This window comes from Telmatobacter bradus (assembly GCF_048629425.1).
Lineage (GTDB): Bacteria > Acidobacteriota > Terriglobia > Terriglobales > Acidobacteriaceae > Telmatobacter > Telmatobacter bradus.
In genome coordinates, this window is the sequence record NZ_CP184532.1 from 1,717,931 (window position 1) to 1,736,344 (window position 18,414).

Annotated in this window: 16 protein-coding genes; 8 read left to right on the plus strand and 8 right to left on the minus strand. The window is 58.6% G+C overall.

Annotated features, from left to right (window positions below; genetic code table 11):
- Window positions 1–34: 34 nt before the first annotated feature.
- On the plus strand, window positions 35–991 hold the full coding sequence (gene rocF, locus ACOBR2_RS07415; RefSeq protein WP_420239387.1) for an arginase: 957 nt from the start codon (window positions 35–37) through the stop codon (window positions 989–991).
- A gap of 139 nt (window positions 992–1,130) precedes the next feature.
- On the opposite strand, the gene ACOBR2_RS07420 is transcribed toward rocF, so the two are convergent.
- Window positions 1,131–2,327 carry a M1 family aminopeptidase gene (locus ACOBR2_RS07420; RefSeq protein ID WP_420239388.1) on the minus strand — a complete coding sequence of 399 codons (1,197 nt, stop codon included), beginning with the start codon at window positions 2,325–2,327 and terminating at the stop codon, window positions 1,131–1,133.
- 179 nt (window positions 2,328–2,506) lie between these two features.
- Between ACOBR2_RS07420 and ACOBR2_RS07425 the strand changes: the two genes are divergently transcribed.
- Complete coding sequence (locus tag ACOBR2_RS07425) at window positions 2,507–3,610, plus strand: D-alanine--D-alanine ligase family protein (protein ID WP_420239389.1); 1,104 nt, start codon at window positions 2,507–2,509, stop codon at window positions 3,608–3,610.
- Window positions 3,611–3,844: 234 nt separating this feature from the next.
- The gene (locus ACOBR2_RS07430; protein ID WP_420239390.1) at window positions 3,845–4,360 is read left to right on the plus strand and encodes a hypothetical protein; all 516 of its coding nucleotides are present in this window, start codon (window positions 3,845–3,847) and stop codon (window positions 4,358–4,360) included.
- A 509-nt stretch (window positions 4,361–4,869) separates the two neighbouring features.
- Here ACOBR2_RS07430 and ACOBR2_RS07435 read toward each other — a convergent pair.
- The 4 genes from ACOBR2_RS07435 to ACOBR2_RS07450 all read right to left on the minus strand — a co-directional run bounded on the left by ACOBR2_RS07435 (window position 4,870) and on the right by ACOBR2_RS07450 (window position 9,959).
- Entirely contained in the window at window positions 4,870–6,090 is a 1,221-nt protein-coding gene (locus ACOBR2_RS07435) for a beta-propeller fold lactonase family protein (RefSeq protein WP_420239391.1), read from the minus strand.
- 129 nt (window positions 6,091–6,219) lie between these two features.
- A complete protein-coding gene (locus ACOBR2_RS07440; RefSeq protein ID WP_420239392.1) occupies window positions 6,220–7,455 on the minus strand; it encodes a lactonase family protein in 1,236 nt (411 codons plus the stop codon).
- Window positions 7,456–7,642: 187 nt separating this feature from the next.
- A complete protein-coding gene (locus ACOBR2_RS07445) occupies window positions 7,643–9,016 on the minus strand; it encodes a beta-propeller fold lactonase family protein (protein ID WP_420239393.1) in 1,374 nt (457 codons plus the stop codon).
- A 673-nt stretch (window positions 9,017–9,689) separates the two neighbouring features.
- Window positions 9,690–9,959, minus strand: coding sequence for a hypothetical protein (locus ACOBR2_RS07450; protein ID WP_420239394.1), 270 nt, complete (start codon window positions 9,957–9,959; stop codon window positions 9,690–9,692).
- Between ACOBR2_RS07450 and ACOBR2_RS07455 the strand changes: the two genes are divergently transcribed.
- Window positions 9,953–13,216 carry a carboxypeptidase regulatory-like domain-containing protein gene (locus tag ACOBR2_RS07455; protein ID WP_420239395.1) on the plus strand — a complete coding sequence of 1,088 codons (3,264 nt, stop codon included), beginning with the start codon at window positions 9,953–9,955 and terminating at the stop codon, window positions 13,214–13,216. The two genes, ACOBR2_RS07450 and ACOBR2_RS07455, sit on opposite strands and share 7 nt — an antisense overlap.
- Window positions 13,217–13,432: 216 nt before the next feature.
- Here ACOBR2_RS07455 and ACOBR2_RS07460 read toward each other — a convergent pair whose 3' ends face one another.
- Window positions 13,433–14,173, minus strand: a complete 741-nt coding sequence (locus tag ACOBR2_RS07460; protein ID WP_420239396.1) for an AAA family ATPase — start codon at window positions 14,171–14,173, stop codon at window positions 13,433–13,435.
- A 282-nt stretch (window positions 14,174–14,455) separates the two neighbouring features.
- Here ACOBR2_RS07460 and gap point away from each other — a divergent pair, with 282 nt between their 5' ends.
- The 4 genes from gap to ACOBR2_RS07480 all read left to right on the plus strand — a co-directional run bounded on the left by gap (window position 14,456) and on the right by ACOBR2_RS07480 (window position 17,664).
- The gene (gene gap, locus ACOBR2_RS07465) at window positions 14,456–15,460 is read left to right on the plus strand and encodes a type I glyceraldehyde-3-phosphate dehydrogenase (RefSeq protein WP_420239397.1); all 1,005 of its coding nucleotides are present in this window, start codon (window positions 14,456–14,458) and stop codon (window positions 15,458–15,460) included.
- A gap of 146 nt (window positions 15,461–15,606) precedes the next feature.
- Window positions 15,607–16,821: a phosphoglycerate kinase gene (locus tag ACOBR2_RS07470; RefSeq protein ID WP_420239398.1), complete on the plus strand. Its 1,215-nt coding sequence runs from the start codon at window positions 15,607–15,609 to the stop codon at window positions 16,819–16,821.
- 398 nt (window positions 16,822–17,219) lie between these two features.
- On the plus strand, window positions 17,220–17,492 hold the full coding sequence (locus tag ACOBR2_RS07475) for a BrnT family toxin (RefSeq protein WP_420239399.1): 273 nt from the start codon (window positions 17,220–17,222) through the stop codon (window positions 17,490–17,492).
- A complete protein-coding gene (locus ACOBR2_RS07480) occupies window positions 17,473–17,664 on the plus strand; it encodes a hypothetical protein (protein WP_420239400.1) in 192 nt (63 codons plus the stop codon). The genes ACOBR2_RS07475 and ACOBR2_RS07480 overlap by 20 nt, the downstream gene beginning before the upstream one ends.
- Window positions 17,665–17,726: 62 nt before the next feature.
- On the opposite strand, the gene ACOBR2_RS07485 is transcribed toward ACOBR2_RS07480, so the two are convergent.
- Window positions 17,727–18,167 (minus strand): type II toxin-antitoxin system VapC family toxin, encoded by a 441-nt coding sequence (locus ACOBR2_RS07485; protein ID WP_420239401.1) that lies wholly within the window; start codon window positions 18,165–18,167, stop codon window positions 17,727–17,729.
- Window positions 18,164–18,391 carry a type II toxin-antitoxin system Phd/YefM family antitoxin gene (locus tag ACOBR2_RS07490; protein WP_420239402.1) on the minus strand — a complete coding sequence of 76 codons (228 nt, stop codon included), beginning with the start codon at window positions 18,389–18,391 and terminating at the stop codon, window positions 18,164–18,166. The genes ACOBR2_RS07485 and ACOBR2_RS07490 overlap by 4 nt, the downstream gene beginning before the upstream one ends.
- Window positions 18,392–18,414 lie beyond the last annotated feature (23 nt).

Here is an 18,414-nt window from a genome sequence, read left to right on the forward strand (position 1 = left end):
TCTGAGGCAAAGCAACAGGCAAGGGAGGCGTAAGGTGAGTGAGCAGCAGAAACAGACCGGCAAAATTCAGGGGGTGAGCCCGCGCCAGATTCGCGTGCTGGGGGTTCCTCTGGATATGGGCGCAAGCCGTCGCGGCGTGGATATGGGGCCCTCGGCGATTCGCGTGGCCGGTCTGGAAGTCAAACTGAAAGCGCTCGGCCATCAGGTAGTCGATGGCGGCAATGTGCGTGTGGAACTGCCAGAGACCCGCCTTTCCGGTGAGCAGAACGCCCGTTACCTGAGCGAGATTGCGGAAACCTGCACTCGCACCGCAGAGCGCGTGCTGGAGGCCATGGAAGAAGGTCTGACGCCGCTGGTGCTGGGGGGCGATCATTCGCAAGCGGCAGGCACTGTCTCTGGCGTTTCGCGCTACTTTCAGCGCCGCGCGCAAAAGCTTGGTCTGCTCTGGTTCGATGCGCATTCCGACATCAACACGCCGGAGACTTCTCCTTCCGGCAATGTGCACGGCATGCCGCTGGCGGCGTTGCTCGGCCTGGGCCCGGATCCGATGGCGCGCCTCTTCGGCTACACGCCCAAGGTGAGCCCGGAGCACACGGTGCTGATTGGCGTGCGCGACATTGACGCCGGTGAGCGCGAGAACATCCGCCGCGTGGGACTGAAGCATGTGTACACCATGCGCGAGATCGATGAGCGTGGCATGCGGGCGGTGATGGAAGAGGCCATGAAGGTGGTGCGCACTGGCACGGCTGGCTATCACGTCTCGCTGGACATGGACTGGATTGATCCTGAGGATGCGCCGGGCGTGGGCACTCCGGTGCGGGGCGGCGCAACCTATCGTGAAGCGCACCTGGCCATGGAGATTCTGGCAGATTATCCAGGCCTGACCTCGTTTGAGATCGTCGAAGTGAATCCGATTCTGGATGAAAAGAACCGCACGGCAGAGCTGGCGGTGGAGTTGACCTGCTCGGCCTTTGGCAAGAAGATTCTGTAGCGTGCTGGTGTGGCACGGTGTTGCCACAGAACCTTCGCGCAACCTATAAAACCGGCAGACCCCACCAAGAACATGGACGAGGTCTGCCGGTTTTACATTGATTCAAATGCGGCCAGTTCTTTGTAAAGAAGAAGGGCAGCTATTTTCCGAAGACCCATTCGGCAAAGAGTGCGGAAAGATCGCGACCGCTGGCCTTTTCCATGGCATGCTCCAGATCGATGCTGGTGACGGTGCCGCCAGCGTGTTCGCGTGTGTAGCAACGAAGCCCTGCCCAGAATGCCTGATCGCCGAGTTCGCTGCGCAGACGTTCCATGAAGAGTGCGCCCTTGCTGTATTGAACGGATCGCCTAACACCGATGGATGGATATTCGCCGTCGAAGGCAAGAGGCTTGTCCCAGCCTATTTTGCGTACTTTTGCAACGCGGCGGCGCGCCACATCTAATTCCGCTTCATAGGCGGCGTGTCCGTACTGGTGTTCTTTCCAGGCCGCGGTCATGTACACGGTAATGCCTTCGTTGAGCCAGAAATCTTTCCAGGTTGCGCATGTGACCAGATTTCCCCACCACTGGTGAGCAAGTTCATGCACTATGGCCCAGTCGTCCTTGGGGTCGATGTTCTCTTTGCCGAGGATTGAGTAGGAAGAAGCTTCCTGGGCTTCGTCGCCGGCGACAAGCAGTTGTGTGTAACTTCGAGAAGGCAGATCGAGCCCGGCTTTCTGCGAAAGAAATTGCACCATTGCGCCCGTGTTCGTGAAGTCCTGCGCCATTTCCTGCGGGGATGCGACATTGCTAAGATAAAGCAGTTTCGCATGGTACTGATGACTTTGAGCCGCGACAAATTTTCCAATCGCAAAGTCATAAAGATAGGCGGAATAGGGGCGCGTGTTCCTCCAATGATCGATTGTGCCGCCATCCGTGGTCTTCGATCTTTTCGTAAGTCGCCCGCTGGCCAGCGAGAACATTCCGGCAGGGACATGAAGGTCAAGAGAGAAGACCGCCTTATCTCCAGGAGTATTTTCGGAGCAGATCATCCAACTGCATGCATCGTAGCTCGTATAGACGGAGTCGGCTGCGAACGTGACGCCTTGGCGCGGAGTACCGTGATAGACAATCCGCAGTGTGGCCGTGTGGTGCAGATCGAGCGCGGCGGGCAGTGCAAATGTGAGGGCGTCTTTTTCCGTAGCGTAGGAGACAGGAAGGCCATCGAGGGTAGCGCTATCGATGGTCAGCGCATTTGCAGTGAATGCAATTGTGCGTAGATCGTTTGCTGTGCTTTGAACAAGAATTGTCTCGCTTCCGCTGACGGTTTGATCGGCCAGATGGGGCGTTAGATCCAATGCGTAACGGAGGACATGAATGCCTGCTCCGGGAACGGATGCAGAACATGACACTGCGAATGCTGCTGACAAAAGCATGATGGCAATGAAGCTGAATCCTCGAAAGGTCATCCCTTATGGTAACGAGTGCAATTCCGTCAAAAGGGTGGTCGAGTTTACGGCGTTAGACTAAATACAACATGAGCACGAAAAAGAGCAAGAAGTTGAGTGTAGGCGTTCTGTTTGGTGGCCGCTCGGGTGAGCATGAAGTCTCGCTGCAGTCGGCTGCCTCCATCCTCAAGGCGATTGATCGGGAAAAGTTCGACGTGAGCCCCATCGGCATCACCAAGGACGGCCGCTGGCTGACCGGGTCCGAGGCTCTGGCGTTGATCGAGGGCGAAAAGCCTGCCGCAGCAACCAAGTCCAATGGCGTGCTGAATCTGGCAGCCGGGCTTGCCGCGCTGAATGGAATTGACGTGGTTTTCCCGGTGCTGCATGGCACCTTTGGCGAGGACGGCACGATTCAGGGCTTGTTCGAACTGGCGGGCGTGGCCTATGTGGGCTCGGGCGTTCTGGGCTCCTCGGCTGGCATGGACAAGGATGCGATGAAGCGCATGTTTGCTCAGGTGAAGCTGCCCCTCGTCAAGCATGTGACCGTACTGCGTGCGGAGTTCGAAAAGAGCCCACGCAAGGTGGTGACGAAGATCGAAGCGGCGCTCAAGTACCCGGTTTTTGTAAAGCCGGCGAATCTGGGCTCGTCGGTGGGCATCAGCAAGGTGCATGACCACAAGGAACTGAGTCCGGCGCTGAAGCTGGCCGCCAAGTACGACCGCAAGCTGGTGATCGAGCAGGGTGTGGGCGGCAAAAAGAGCCGCGCCCGCGAGCTGGAAGTGGCCGTGCTCGGCAACGACGCCTCCGTGGCCAGCGTGATTGGCGAGATTGTGCCCGGCAAGGAGTTCTACGACTACGAGGCCAAGTACCTGAGCGAGGCTTCGGTGCCGACGATTCCTGCCAAGCTGACCAAGGCCGAGGCCAAGCAGATTCGTGAAATGGCCGTGGAAGCTTTCCGCGCCTGCGATCTGGCCGGCATGGCCCGGGTGGACTTCCTGATGGAGCCAGACGGCCGCAAGCGTATCTACCTGAACGAAGTGAACACTCTGCCAGGTTTCACGCGCATCAGCATGTACCCCAAGCTGTGGGATGCGACCGGAATCACCTACCGCAGCCTGATTACAAAGCTGATTGAGCTGGCCGCCGAGCGCCACGCCGACAAGGCCCGGACGGTTTACAGCAGGGAAGAGTAGACGCTGGGAAGTAGAGAACGAAGGGAGAAGGGCTGAGTGGCGGCAAGTCACTTAGCCTTTTCTCATCTTTATGGAACTTGTTGGGGGGCTGCGGTGTCTAATGGGTAGAGGTGGCCTCCATGCAGACCGCACTTTTCTACCTTACGGGTTTTCTTCTTCTGTTTTCCTATTCCAGCGCTGTGTTCTTTCCACGGCTGCAGCCATCCCGTATTCTAAGCAAGAGGATAGAACGCGATGACCTTGCTCGACGCACCCAAATTTGATGAAGCCCGCGAGCGCCGCAACCAGAAGCTGATCCTGGGCGGCGTGGGCGCAGTTGTTCTTCTTGTGGTTGGATTCTGGCTGGGCTCAGGCAGGCCTGTGGACTGGCCCTGGAACTGGTATAGCCATCTGTGCGGACGGGTTACGGTCAATCACTTCTTTGCGGAAGTGGAAAAGAACGATCTGCAGTCGGCCTATGGCATCTGGGTACACGACAAGAACTGGCAGCAGCACCCCAAGGCACACACCTACACCTTTGAGCGTTTCCAGCAGGACTGGTCCTCCGACAGCCCCGACAACGAGTACGGCGCTATCAAGAGCCACCGCGTTGCCGCTACCCACATCCATGGCAATGTGCTGATGGTGGGAGTTTTCGTGAATGATCGCAAGTCGAAGGCGATCAATCTGGACTACGATCCGAAGACCCATGAGCTGAACTTTTCGCCGGATTTCGTTCAGTTTTTTGAAGGTGCGGGCGGAATTTCGTAGCTAATTTCTGAATATGCTTGATTCGAAGGCCGCTTCCCGTGAGGGGAGTGGCCTTTTTTAGCGCTGTAGACCGTGCTGGCGCGATTGCTGCGGGAAGGACGGAGCTATGCGCCCAAAACGCGGAAAAGGCTGCAGTGCGGGCTCCCGTGGAGATTTGTGCTGCATTGTTCTGGCTTCTTGAGCGGAGTTTGACCGTTTTTGGCCATATGAAGTCGAAAGATCTGCGGTTGTTCTTCAAGGATCTTCTGCGGAAGTGGATGTGCCTTTGGAGTTGAAGTTCATGGAGGCAAAGGCAAAAAACTACCGCAGATCCTTCGACTCCCTGTGGTCGCTCAGGAGGACAGGCTGGAGTTTGATGAGAATTTCAGGGGCGGGAGCCCTAACCGCAAAAACAAAAACGTGGCGAGAAGGGGAGGAATTGCTCTGAGAGCTGGTCACCATTTCCGACGTTGTCGGAACGCAAAAAAGCCCGGCCGAGTGGCCGGGCTTTTTTGCGTGTTGCAGTCGGCTTACTTGGTCACCGTCTGGATCGAGTGGTTGCCGTGAGGAACCATGGCGATCGAGGTGGGAGCGTAACCGGTGGAGTACGGCGAGGCCTGATTGGTGCTCATCGCGCCGGTGTCGGCGGACAGACGGAAGCCCGTAGCATCATTGCCAAGCTCGTTGGTGGTGTAGACGAAGCGGCCCAGCGCAGGATCAACGACGATGCTGGACGGTTCGGTGTCGGTGGTGTAAACCGACGAGGTGCTGTTGACGATGGTCGACGGCGCGCCGCTGGACTGGGTGATGGTGTAGGCCGAGACGTCGTTGTCGAGGAAGTTGGCCACATAGATGTACTCGCCACGCGGATCAACAACCACCGAAATAGGCTCGTTGCCGGTCTTGAACGGACCGCTGGCCATCACGGTCAGGGTGTACACGGAATTGGTGCTATTGATGCCAAAACCAACCAGTTCGGCATCGGCGTAGTCCGTGACATAGACGAAGCGGGAGGTCGGATCGATGGCGATGGCCGAAGGCTTGACGCCAGCCTGGTAAGGCGAGTTGGCGACGGCCGTCAGAGCACCGCTGGAACCGATGGTGAATCCGTAGATCCAGCCGGGATGGGCGCTGGAGCTGGTGGAGCCGCTGGGGTTGTAAGCAGACTCGTCGTATACCGTGGCGTAAACCGCGCCGCCATCCGGACTGACGGCCAGGGCCGTGGGCAGAATGGTGTCGCCAGTATAGGAGGAGAGGGTGAGCGACTTGGTGACCGTGGCCGAGCTGGCAATGGCGCCGCTCGACAGGGCATACTCGCTCAGAGTGGCCGAGCTGCTGCCGGTCAGCACGTAAAGAAATGTGCTGCCTGCATTCACGGCCAGAGCCACCGGCGTATCGGTCAGGGTGATCTCGCCCTGCTTCGTCAGGGTGCCATTCGAAGCGATGGTGAAGTGCACCACGGTCTTGCTGGTTTTGTTGGCGACGTACAGGTTGGCGTAGTCGCTGGTGACGGTCAGGGCAATGGGGCCAATACCACCGGAGTCAACCGTGGCGGCGCCAGAGCGCAGCGCTCCCGACTCGGAGTCAACCGCGAAGACCTGGATCTGTCCTTCGCTGCTGGAGCCGTTGCTCGACGAGCTCGCAACAAACGCATAGTCAATCGTCGTAATTGAGCAGGCGGACAACAGGGTGGCCACGAGAAGGCCAATCGAAGAAACCAGAAAGAGCTGGCTCGGTTTGTTGAACTTCATGCGCTTCCTTCGTTGCGGGTCTTGCTTTTGAAGCCCCGAAAAATCGTGAATTGGTTTACCGAATACCATTGTAAAAGGTCAATCGGGAGAACGGTGAACAGGTCCGGAACTGCTTCCGGACCCAGTGAGCTACTTGTGCGGAATAGCGGCTACGGCAGTCGGCAGAGCGTTGGAAGAAAAGGGCGAACCCTGCGATGTGACAAGGGTGCCGTCACTTGCGCTCAGCTGCCAGCTGGAAACCGTGCTGCCAAGGTAGTTGGCGGTATAGAGGAAACGGTTGGTCGAGGGATCGATGCCGAGGGCTATCGGTTCCAGACCCGCTGCATAGGTTTCCTGGAGCGTCAGAACGCCCGAGGACATCGAGTACAGGTTTACGGTCGAGTCCGTCTCGTTGGTCACATACACAAAGTTGTAGGCCGGGTTGACGATGATGGCCGAAGGAGCATTGCCTGCGGTATATGGGCTGCCGCTGAGGGCCGTCAGAGTGCCGCTGCTGATCGAGTAGCCGCGCACATCGTTGCCGGTGTAGTCGGTGGCGTACAGGTACTTGTCACTGGCATCCGTGGCCAGAGCCGAGGGCATGACGCCCGCGCTGAGCACGGCAACCGGCGTTAGAGCGCCATTCGAACCAACCGAGAAGCTGAAGATGTAACCAGCTGTGGGCGAAACTGTCGAGTCATAGGCGGTGACGTACACGTAGGAGCCGCTCTTCGAGGCAATGATCGAAGTGGGCACCAGGACGTCGGTATCGCTGGAAGGCGTTTTGCAGCTGTAACCGCTGCTGGCCGAGCCGGTGTAGCCGGTCTTGCACAGAGGCCAGTAGGCCAGCGAGCCGTTGCTGGTGGTCGAAGAGATCGTCAGCGGATTCGCGCTGGTGGCGGCGGTAATCGGGAAGACGCCAATCGAACCGGAGCAGGGAGAAAGACTGGTGCAGCTGGAAGCCTGCTTATAGAGATCGAGAACGAAGACGTTGGAACTGGTGACGGCTATGCCCATCGGGTAGATGCCCGGGGTGTTGACCGTGGTGTAGGGGTAGAGCTTGCCGTCTGTACCGATGCTGAACTGCACGATGGTGTTGTCGTCTTTGTTGACGACAAAAAGATTCGAATCATCGGTGGAAACAGCTTCGGCCACGGGATTACGGCCTTCGGAAGACATGGGCGAGGCTGGAATCTGGCGCATGGCTCCCGATTCCGAGTTGATCTCGTAGATGTTAATTTCGCCGTAGCTGTTGGTGCCGGCAGCCTTTGCGCTGGTCACGTAAACGAAATCGGTGGTGAGCGTGCTGCAGGCGGAGAGCAGGCCGGCCGTCAGGATGCTGGCCGCGCTGACCAGCAAAAGCTGGCTCGTTTTGTTCAACTTCATGCGCATCTTTCGTCACGGAGCCTGAACCGCAGGCTCAAAGGAATCGGGTTGGAGGTCAAAGGCCAGCTCAAAATCTTTTTACTGCGGGCTGACTGTGGTTCAACACAGAAAGAAAACCATAAACTGCGAGCCGGAAACCATCCGGCCGGCGAGTATCCGCCGGCCGGTAGGTCGTCTTGATGATCGGCTAGTCGGTACGTCCATCCACCAGGCACCAGGCCGGCTGGCCTGTCAGCTTGAAGGAGCTGTTGCCGCGCAGATCGTTCAACATACCGGAGTTCGGGTCGAGTATGCGTCCCGTAATCGTCGAGTCGTTGTAGTTGGCCGTGTAGATGAACTGATCCGAAGGATCTTCGACGATGCACTGCGGACCAGAGCCGATGCCGAAGTAATCCGGAGTGGTTCCAGTCAGTTCAAATGCCGGCGAGGTGGTAATGAAGTAGGAGCCGATGCCGCTGTCTGCCGTGGCGGTAGCCGTGGCGTTGTTGCCCTGGTTGGCGATGTAGAGGTATTTGCTCTTGGACTCAACCAGCAGATAGCTCGGATTGCCTACTTCGGTGTCTTCGTCGATGGTACCCACCGTCTCAGCCGAAAGCGCGCCTGCCGTACCCACGGTGTAAGGGGTAACCGAGCTGGCGGTGCAAGTCATCGAGGGGTTAGTGCCCGTGCAGGCGCCATTGTCCATCACGTAGAGCACGCCACCGGCCAGAACGATGCCGGTTGTATGGTACAAGCCGAGCGTCTGGGTGCTGTTCTGGTTCACCGTCAACTGACCAGTGGTCGCGTTGTAGGTGTACGGGAAGACCGAGGCCAAACCCGTGCCCGGCGCGCTGGAGGTGTTGCTGGTGGTGCTGTTAGAGAGCGTTTCAACGTAACCGCTGTCCAGGGTAAAGTCGATCGGATTGGCCGGCACCGGGAAATAAGCCAAGCTGGTTCCGCTGATGCTGACGTTTACGTTGCTGACCAGAGACAGGCGACCGGTGGTCGAGTCGATCTTGAAGACCGTGATGTCACCGCAGCCGCTGCCGCCCAGGGTGGAACCCAGAGCCGTCGTGCAGGCCGAGGTCGACGGAGCGTCGTGATCGAGCACCATCAGGAAGTTGCCTGAGGAGTCCGTGGTCATGCGGAACGGGTTGTCGCCCTGCGAGTAGTAGGTTGCCTGGGGGGTCAGAATGCCATTGCCGCCCACGGCAAAAAGCTCGATGTTGGAGCCGGTACAGAGCGTCGAACCGGAGGTGCCGGCGCAGCTGGCCGTGCCCGCAGTGTTTACTCCGCGATTAAGCACGTACAGAAAGCGGCTGCCCTGAACCAGCACGGCGCGGCCCGGATTGGCACCACCGGAGGAAACCGGCAAACCATTGATCTGGGTCAGATTGCCCGTGTTGTGGTCGATCTTGTAGCCGCTGATGATGCCGTTGCTGCCCGATGCTCCACCCGTTACGTTGCCGGTGATGTACAGGTAGCCAACCGAATAACTACGCACGCAAGACGATAAGCCTAGAGCAACGCCAGCCGAGAGGGCGCTAATCAGAAGTGCCTTGCTGAATTTCATGAACTTCATGCGATTCCTTCATCCTGGTCAGGCGTATGCCGCCAAGTTTAGATCGTTCCACAGCAGAGCTGGGCTGGGACGGGTCCCTGATGCATTGTAAAAGCCGAAGGCGGGTTATGCCTAGTTTCCCGTACTGATCGGCTCCGTGGCTTGAATTTTCTGGCAAAAACAAGGTTTCGAAACAGTTGCAGCCAGGAAAAGACTCCTTGGAACCCCACGGAATCCTCTGCCGGGCCGGGATTCTCCTCCGGGCAGGATTTCCGCTCGGAACTTCCTGTCCTGTGAATGAATTCCGGGCCTGCATCCCTAGGCCTGGGCCGTACTGGTCTGCTTTGGAACACGGTTGAAGATTGGACGACCCTTAGACCGTAAGGTTACCCGTTGCACAGGGCTGTGTGCAAAAAATTTGCCCGTCGCCGGTTCTTCCCCCGCAGACTGGTTGCCCACAGGAGGGCCGTAGGAGTGTTCACCCCTTTTCTGGGGAGGAATCTTGCCGCGTCGCACATAGTGGTAGATTGACTTCCTGCAGGCGTATCGATAAATTGAACCCATGAGCACTTTTCTCAACCCGCAGGTCTGTTGTCTGTGCTGTACGACGGCCATGCGGTCTTGTGGATAGTCTCAGCCCTTTTTCCACTCCAAACGACCGCGAACGGCAAATGCCGGCGCGGTTTTTCTATTTTTATGCTTCAGAATCCTCTTTTCTGACCCCTTTTCGGAAAGGTTCAGCCAACTGCATGCGGTCTAGCCAGTCTTCAATTCGGCTCGCCCCATCCTGCTCCTCGCAGGCTTGTTGTTGTTGTCGCTGATCTGTCCTTTCCTGCTCCCGTACAACTTGATCCGCCTGGAAACGCACGCAGGAATTCTGCTCACGATCTGTTTCCCGGCTTTGCTGTAGCCCGCCTTTGATTGCAAGGCGGCTGCAACTTCTTTCAGGAGGCTTTTTTGACACGTTCTCAGCTATTTCACATCCTGCTCGTGATTCTGTTGCTGGCTCCGGTGGAGTTTTTCACTGTCGGGCCGCGCTTGGCGCATGCTCAGGTGGTTGGCGGCACCATCGGTGGTACCATCCGGGACGCCAGCGGTGCCATTGTCAGTGGTGCAGCCGTGGTTGTCCGTCAGGACGAGACAGGCGCAACCCGCGTGCTGGCAACCGACGCCGCGGGCCGCTATCGCGCTCCCAGCGTTCCCGTCGGCACCTTCACCGTTACGGCCACGCATGAGGGCTTTGAGGTGCAGAAGCGTACCGGCATCAAGCTGGCCGTGGGGCAGAGCCTTGAGCTCGATTTTCAGCTCGGCATCGACACCGTCCGCCAAAATGTGGTGGTGGAAGCGGTCGAACCCAGCGTGAATACCACCGCACAGCAGACTTCGGGGCTGATCGACGAGCGGGCGGTGAAGGAACTGCCTCTGAATGGCCGCAGCTACGACGGCCTGCTTACGCTGAATCCGGCCACGGTGAACTACACGGGCCAGCGCTCGGGCGGCATTGGCACGTCGAACTCCTCGGTGGGCAACATGTTTTCCGTCTCCGGCCGTCGTCCCCAGGACAATCTTTTCCTGCTGAACGGCATTGAGTACACGGGCGCATCGCTGATCAACGTAACGCCGGGCGGCACCAGTGGTGAGTTGCTGGGTGTGGATGCGGTGCGCGAGTTCAACGTGGCTACAGACACCTATGGCGCCAGTTACGGCAAGCGCGATGGTGCGCAGGTTTCCATTGTGACCACCTCCGGCAGCAACGAGTTGCATGGCACGGCCTTCGAGTTCCTGCGCAACAGTGTCTTCGATTCCCGCAATTACTTCGACCAGAACGCCATTCCCGAGTTTCAGCGCAATCAGTTCGGCGCAGCTCTGGGCGGTCCCATCCGCAAGGACAAGCAGTTTCTCTTCGGCTCGTATGAAGGTTTTCGCCAGTTCTGGGACCTGAGCGCCGTCACCCTGGTGCCGGACAACGAAGCTCGTCTTGGTTATGTGCCCAACAGTTCGGGCGTGGAGCAGCATGTGGGCGTGAATTCCGCCGCTGCGGCTCTGCTGGCGCTTTGGCCGGTGCAGAATGGCCCTGACCTGGGCAGCGGCATTGCCGAGGCCTACAGCAATCCTCCGCAGCATATTCGCGAGGACTTCGGCACGCTCCGTTACGACAACAACCTCAGTGACAAGGATCTGCTCTTTGGCGTCTACACGGTGGACGACAGCACGGCCAACACGCCTTCGGCCAATCCCCTGAGTTTTGTGAACGAAAGCCTGCGGGAACAGGTGGTCAGCATTCAGGAGCAGCACGTATTCAGCGCCTCGCTGCTGAATACGGCCCGCATTGGCTATTCCCGCGCCAGTTTCTACTTCAATGGCTACACCCCGGTCAGCGTGCCCGGCTGGGTGACCGGCGAGCAGATTGGCGCCATCGTCATCAGCGGCTCCACGGCCTCCAACGGTGCCTCGCAGATTACCCAGGCTGGCACTAATGTGGGCAGCAACAACAAGACGGCCCGCAATCTTTTCACTTTGGACGATCACCTCTACTGGACGCATGGCCGCCATCAGATCGAGACCGGTGGCTGGCTGCAAGAGGTCCAGTCCAATGACCAGTTGGCCCAGTACCAGTACGGTCAGGCGTCGTTCTCTACGCTGACCACCTTCCTGCAGGGCACCGTCGCCACTTTCACCGTGGTTCCCGCTCCCACAGAGCTGGGTTGGCGCTCACTGGAGGGCGCTGCCTTCGTGGAAGACACGGTCAAGATTCTGCCGCGCCTGGAACTTCGCCTCGGCTTCCGCTCCGAATCCACCAACGGCTGGAACGAGTCACAGAATCGCGCCTCCAACTATGCCATCGTCAACGGCGTGCTGGCCACCAATCCAACCGTGGGCCACTCTGCGCTCTCTGACAACCGCGCCAAGTTCCTGCCATCGCCGCGCGCGGGATTTGCCTGGGACCTCTTCGGCAACGGTAAAATCGCTCTGCGCGGCGGTGCTGGCCTTTACTACGGCCTGCTTGACACGCTTGATTACCGCCTCGACTTGACCGCGCCCTACAACACCGCCGAGTCGCTCAAGAACGTTGCGCTCTCTTCCATTTCCATCGCTCCCGGTTCGGCTGTTTCCTCCAGCGCCAAGATCTCGCCCTCCAACGTGCAGCCTGACCTGGCCACGCCCGCGGTCTTCAGCTGGAGCCTGCGTCTGGAGCAGGAGCTTGCACCGCGCACCTCGCTCACCATTGGCTACATAGGCTCGCACAGCTACCACCAGATCCTCTCCGAAGACATGAACGAGCCTGTGCCCATCTACACTGCCAGCGGGCAGGTCTACTACCCCTACGCTGCGACGGCCACGGCTCCCACGCTGGCGAATGCGGCATTGGCCAACACTACTTCGTGGGTTTCCAGCGGCGTAGCTCTCTACAACGCGCTGGAGGTCGACGTCCGCCACAGCTACGCGAATGGCCTGCAATTCCGTGGCAACTACACGTGGTCAAAGAATCTGGACAACGGCTCGGCCTGGAATACCTCGGTCAGTGGCAACACTCCGGCCTACGTCTCTTTTCCGCTCAATGCCAAGTCCGACTGGGGGCCGGCCGCGACCGACGCACGCCAGATCGCCTCGCTCAACGGCAGCTATGAACTGCCCGTGGGCCGTGGTCGCCACTTTTTGAACCAGATCTCCCGTCCGGTCGATTTGCTGCTTGGAAGCTGGACAGCCAGCGCCATCTTTACCGCGCAGAGCGGTTTTCCCTTCAGCCCGCAGCTGGGCTACAACCCCACCGGCAATGGCGATACGCGCAATCCCATCCGTCCCAGCTGGAACCCCAACTTTACCGGCAGCGTGTACAAGCGCACGTCCACCGAGTGGTTTGACCCGACGGCCTTCATTCGCCCCGTGGTGCCCATCGTCAGCCCTTCGGGCAGCTACTACGGCACCTATGGCAACGTTGCCCGCGATAGCCTGATTGGTCCGGGGCTCTACAATCTGGATTTTTCCGTCGCCAAGCGCGCCCATATTACCGAGCGCCTCGGCTTTGAGTTCCGCGCCGAGTTCTTCAACATCCTCAACCACACCAACTTCTCCACGCCCAATGAAGTGGCCTACAACGCAGCGGCAGCCTCTTCGCTCGGCACCACCACCACGTCCGGCACATCATCCACGGCGGGCGTGATTACCGCCACTTCAACCACCTCGCGCCAGATTCAGTTCGGCGCAAAGTTTCAGTTTTAAAAAACAGCTTCTAGCCTCCAGCTTCCAGCTCATTTTGCAATGCGAGGCTGTATCGGCTTTTTCTCCGGCTGGTACAGTCTTTTTCTTGCAGCAAAAAGCAGCTGTCGGCTTTTAGCCGTCAGCTGCTTTTTGTGGGAACGAGCCCCTTCGATTCAGCCAATATTCCATCCCAGGTACAATGAGCCAGGAACTGGAAGCTAGAGGCTAAAAGCTGTTCTACCCAGCATTCTTCACGCGCACCACGGTGATCTTCTCAAAGCCTTCCTCAAAGACCGGCGGCTTGAGTTTTTCAGCCATCTTGCGCATGATGTCTTCGCTTACTGAGCGGTCACGCTGGCGATTGCGCTCCAGGCAAACCTCCAGTGGTACGTCGAAGAAGACGGCCTGCACCTCGTAGCCGAAGCTCTTGGCCATCTTGATCCACTGGCGGCGCTCATGCACGCTCAGGTTGGTTGCGTCCACGTAGTTCATGGGCATGTGGGCGATAAGGCGGGCGCGCAGCAGCGAGCGCAGGGTGGAAAACACCAGTCCCTGAAAGCGCTGCTCTTCCACGTCGTCGAACAGGATGTTGCGCAGCATGTCGCTGGAGAGCGGGGTCACGCCGCGTCGGCCAAACCAGGTGGTTTTGCCTGATCCGGGCATGCCGATGGCCAGCACCACCGAGCCCTTGGGCGCTTGCGGATTGCTAGAGCCCGCCGCCGGTGCGGCAGGCATCTCGGGCTGGGTTTCCACTTCGAGCTTGCCGGCCTTGGCCTGTTCGTTCCAGTCGGGCCGGGCAGGTTTGCGGGGTTCGGTTTTCGGCGCCGTTGGCTTGGGGGCCGGGGGCGCACTCTCTCGCGCCGGCAGATCGTCTGCATAGCTGGGCACCAGCGGAGCTGGTTGATTCACAGGGATTTCCTGGCCAATCTTGCCGGTCGATTCACTATTATTGGGACCGCGTTTGGAACGTCTTCTCATGGGGAGCTTACCTTTACTTCCTTACCCGAATAACATATTCATGCCTGCTGCTGCAAATGATGTGCATCTCGTCACATACAGTCGTTCTGGGTGGCAGGCATCCTTGCTGTGAGCCGTACAGTAGGCGTAGAACATTTTGCCCAGAGAATTCACAGGGCAGAAGCAGCGCCGGATGGTAGCATGAAGGGTTTGGTAGACAGCCCTCGGGCACGCCGCCAGACGCTTTGAGTTCACGCTCATAAAATTCACAAGCCTCACCGAAACACGAAGGAGACAACAACAATGGCAGTAAAGGTTGGCATCAACGGCTTCGGCCGTATCGGCCGCAACGTGTTGCGCGCCGCTCTTGGCAATCCTGAGATCGAGTTCGTAGCCGTCAACGACCTGACCAGCCCCAAGGTCCTGGCTCACCTGCTCAAGTACGATTCGATTCTTGGCAACCTGAAGAACGAGATCGTCGCCGGCGAAGACTCCATCTCCATCGATGGCAAGAAGATCAAGGTCTTCAGCGAACGCGACCCTGCCAAGCTCGATTGGGCTTCCGTCGGTGCGCAGGTTGTCGTCGAGTCGACTGGCTTCTTCACCGATGGTGAGAAGGCTAAGGCCCACCTCGGTTCGACCGTGAAGAAGGTCATCATCTCGGCTCCGGCCAAGAACGAAGACATCACCATCGTGCTCGGCGTTAACGAAGGAAAGTACGACGCCTCGAAGCACAATGTCATCTCCAACGCCAGCTGCACCACCAACTGCCTCGCTCCGGTCGTCAAGGTGATCCTGGAGACATGCGGTCTGGTCAGCGGCGTAATGACCACCATCCACAGCTATACCAACGATCAGGTCATCCTCGACACGCCGCACAAGGACATCCGTCGCGCCCGTGCTGCAGCTCTGTCGATGATTCCGACCTCGACCGGTGCCGCCAAGGCCCTCAAGCTGGTCATCCCTGAGACCTCGGGCAAGCTGGATGGCTTTGCCATCCGCGTTCCCACACCGAACGTCTCGGTCGTTGATCTGACCTTCGTTCCCGAGAAGCCCATCACCGCCGAACAGCTGAACGCCGCCGTCAAGAAGGCTTCGGAAGGCGAACTGAAGGGCATCCTCGCCTATGACGATAACGAACTCGTCAGCAGCGACTTCAAGGGCAACCCCAACAGCTCGATCTTTGATGCTCCCCTGACCAAGACGGTCGGTGGCCAGGTCAAGGTCATCAGCTGGTACGACAACGAGTGGGGCTACTCCAACCGTGTGGTTGACCTGATCAGCTTCCTCGTCAAGAAGGGCCTGTAAGCCACTGCGCTTTGCGTGTGAGTGCCTGATCCGCTCGGATCGGCGCTCACCGCAGCGTTTTTATATCCCTCCGCTCTCCGCCCGCGGAGCCGCTTCACCGCCTCACGACGGGTCAAGAGCCTTCAAGATTTCCCGGAGTGAGTTATATGTCCAAGCTTTCCATTCGCGATATCGATCTGGCCGGCAAGAAGGTCTTCATCCGTGTTGATTTCAACGTGCCGCTGACCGAAGACGGCGCGACGATCACCGATGACACCCGCATCAAGGCCACCCTGCCCACGCTCAAGTTCGCTCTCGACAAGGGCGCCAAGATCATTCTGGCCTCGCACCTCGGTCGTCCCAAGGGCAAGGTCAACCCCAAGTACTCGCTCAAGCCGGTGGTTGCCCGCCTCGCTGAGTTGCTCAAGGCCACGCTCGGCAAGGACGTTGCCGTCCTCTTTGCCACCGACTGCATCGGTGCCGAGGCTGAAGCCGCTGCCGCTAAACTCCAGGCTGGTCAGGTGCTGATCCTTGAGAACCTCCGCTACCACGCTGAGGAAGAAGCCAACGACGCCGCATTCAGCAAGCAGCTGGCCTCGCTGGCCGACGTTTATGTGAACGACGCCTTCGGCTCCGCCCATCGCGCCCACGCCTCCACGGAAGGCATTACCCACTTCCTGAAGCCCGCCGTTGCCGGCCTGCTGATGGAAAAGGAAATCACCTACCTCGGCAAGGCTCTGGAGAATCCCGAAAAGCCCTTCGTGGCCATCATCGGCGGCTCCAAGATCTCGGGCAAGATCGACGTGATTTCGAACCTGCTCGACAAGGTCGACACTCTGATCATCGTGGGCGGCATGGCCTACACCTTCCAGCGCGCCCTCGGCGTGGCCACTGGCAAGTCGCTGGTGGAAGAAGACAAGATCGACATGGCCAAGGATGCGCTCACCAAGGCCAAGGCCAAGGGCGTGAACCTGCTGCTTCCGGTCGACAACGTTTTGGCCGACGCCTTCGACGCCAACGCCAATACCCAGCCGTGGGATTGCGACAAGGACTTCCCCGCCGATTGGCAGGGTCTGGACATCGGTCCCAAGTCGATTGCGGCCATCGAGAAGATTGTCGCTTCGGCCAAGACCATCGTCTGGAACGGCCCCGCTGGTGTCTTCGAGTTCGAGAAGTTCGCCATCGGCACCAACGCCATCGCCAAGGCTGTGGCCGCCAACAAGGCAGCCATCTCCATCATCGGCGGCGGTGACTCGGTGAGCGCCATCAACAAGACCGGCCTCGCCGATCAGATCACCCACATCAGCACCGGCGGCGGCGCCAGCCTCGAGTTCCTCGAAGGCAAAAAGCTCCCCGGCGTGGTCGCCCTGACGGAAAAGTAGCCACCACCTGCGGTGGGGCCAACTGCGCGCTTTGCGCGCCCTCCCCGCTGCTGGAAACAGAAAACGGCCGCATCCAGTTCCTCTGGATGCGGCCGCTTTCTGTTGATGCCTGTCATCTTGAGAGAAGTTTGGCCGGTTTTTTGGCCAAACGCAGTCGAAAGATCCGCGGTTGCTTTTCGCATGGATTGGCTGCACCACAGATGCCCTGGACTGCTAGAGCATTTTCGGAATACATGTAGACTTTTTAAGGGGTTTGCAAGGTGCCTTTTTCTTGAGGAAAAAGGCACTTAACATCCTGCTTTCGGTCTACAGCAATTCCGAAAATGCTATAACTTGCTGCCAAGCTGACTTTCTGGATTTCTCAAGCATCCTGGTTGCTTTCCGGCTACAATGGCCGCGTGGAAATTACGTATGATCCACGGAAGAGCGAACGGAATCAGCTGGAGCGCGGCTTCGGTTTTGAAGTCGTTGAGGGCTTTCATTTTGTTACTGCCGACTATGCTGAAGACCGTCGCCGCGACTACGGGGAAGTGCGCATACGGGCAATCGGGTTCATTGAAAATACCCTCTACGCATTGGTTTTCACCATGCGCGGCGGTACACTGAGGGTGATCAGCCTGCGCCGGGCTAACCGCAAAGAAAGGACACAGTATGCCAGTTCCAGATCCTGAGTTGCTTGATGACGACAACCCGGAATGGACCGCCGAAGACTTTGCGCGCGCCGTGCCCTTTTCCGCGCTACCGGAAGGGTTGCAGGCCATTCTTTCTGATCCGCATCGCGTTGTGGTGCCGGAGGTTGTTCCCGCTGCCAAGCGCCCTGGGAAGAAGCGCTCTGCCGTCTGATTGCTGCGCAATAAGCCCGCAAAAGATCAAAGCCTCTGGAGTCTTTCCAGAGGCTTTTTCTTTTACTGCTCCGCGTTGAGTGCCCGGTAGTTTCCAGCCTCGCCCAGGGCCAGTAGCGCCCGGTCGGCGGTGACAAGCGTTGCTCCCAACTGGCGGGCGGTGGCCACCAGAATGCGGTCGGCAGGGTCGGAGTGCATCTCGAAGGGGAGGCGAGTGCTGGAAACCGCGATTGCGGGGGCGAGCGGAATGAGTGTCAGGCCCGGTTTGGAGAGCGCCAGATCCATCCAGTCCATCACATCGCGGCTCAAATTCAGCCGCCCTTTTGAAACCAAAAGTGCAATCTCCCAGGGCGTAATCGCGCTGAGGACCAGCTTGTTCTGGTGAGCAGCTTGATTAATCAACTGTTTGCACGCCATGCCTAGTCGCGGTCCCTCTTCCAGCGACCAGACAAGAACATGCGTATCTAGTAGAAGAATGGAGGATCGGGCAATTTCTGCCGTCACTTCATCGCCTCCCACTCCACATCGAGCGGCGAGATAATGTCGCCCATGTAGAGCACGCTGCCACGCATGGAACCGACAAAACTGGTTTCTTCCTTGATGGGCACGATCTGGGCCACGGGCTTGCCATGCTTGGTGATGGTGAGCGGCTGGCGGTTTTCGGCCACCTGATCGAGCAGTTTCAGACACTTGGCCTTGAATTCACCGGCGGGGATGGTAGTCGCCATAAAATTCCTCCCATGGTCACTGA

Excerpts from the sequence above, each read along its gene's own strand:
- ACOBR2_RS07440 (WP_420239392.1), bottom strand. The coding sequence starts at position 7,455 with ATGAAGTTGAACAAAACGAGCCAGCTTTTGCTGGTCAGCGCGGCCAGC.
- ACOBR2_RS07480 (WP_420239400.1), top strand. The coding sequence starts at position 17,473 with ATGCCAGTTCCAGATCCTGAGTTGCTTGATGACGACAACCCGGAATGG.
- ACOBR2_RS07490 (WP_420239402.1), bottom strand. The coding sequence starts at position 18,391 with ATGGCGACTACCATCCCCGCCGGTGAATTCAAGGCCAAGTGTCTGAAA.
- ACOBR2_RS07430 (WP_420239390.1), top strand. The coding sequence starts at position 3,845 with ATGACCTTGCTCGACGCACCCAAATTTGATGAAGCCCGCGAGCGCCGC.
- ACOBR2_RS07460 (WP_420239396.1), bottom strand. The coding sequence starts at position 14,173 with ATGAGAAGACGTTCCAAACGCGGTCCCAATAATAGTGAATCGACCGGC.
- ACOBR2_RS07435 (WP_420239391.1), bottom strand. The coding sequence starts at position 6,090 with ATGAAGTTCAACAAACCGAGCCAGCTCTTTCTGGTTTCTTCGATTGGC.
- ACOBR2_RS07445 (WP_420239393.1), bottom strand. The coding sequence starts at position 9,016 with ATGAAGTTCATGAAATTCAGCAAGGCACTTCTGATTAGCGCCCTCTCG.
- gap (WP_420239397.1), top strand. The coding sequence starts at position 14,456 with ATGGCAGTAAAGGTTGGCATCAACGGCTTCGGCCGTATCGGCCGCAAC.
- ACOBR2_RS07470 (WP_420239398.1), top strand. The coding sequence starts at position 15,607 with ATGTCCAAGCTTTCCATTCGCGATATCGATCTGGCCGGCAAGAAGGTC.
- ACOBR2_RS07425 (WP_420239389.1), top strand. The coding sequence starts at position 2,507 with ATGAGCACGAAAAAGAGCAAGAAGTTGAGTGTAGGCGTTCTGTTTGGT.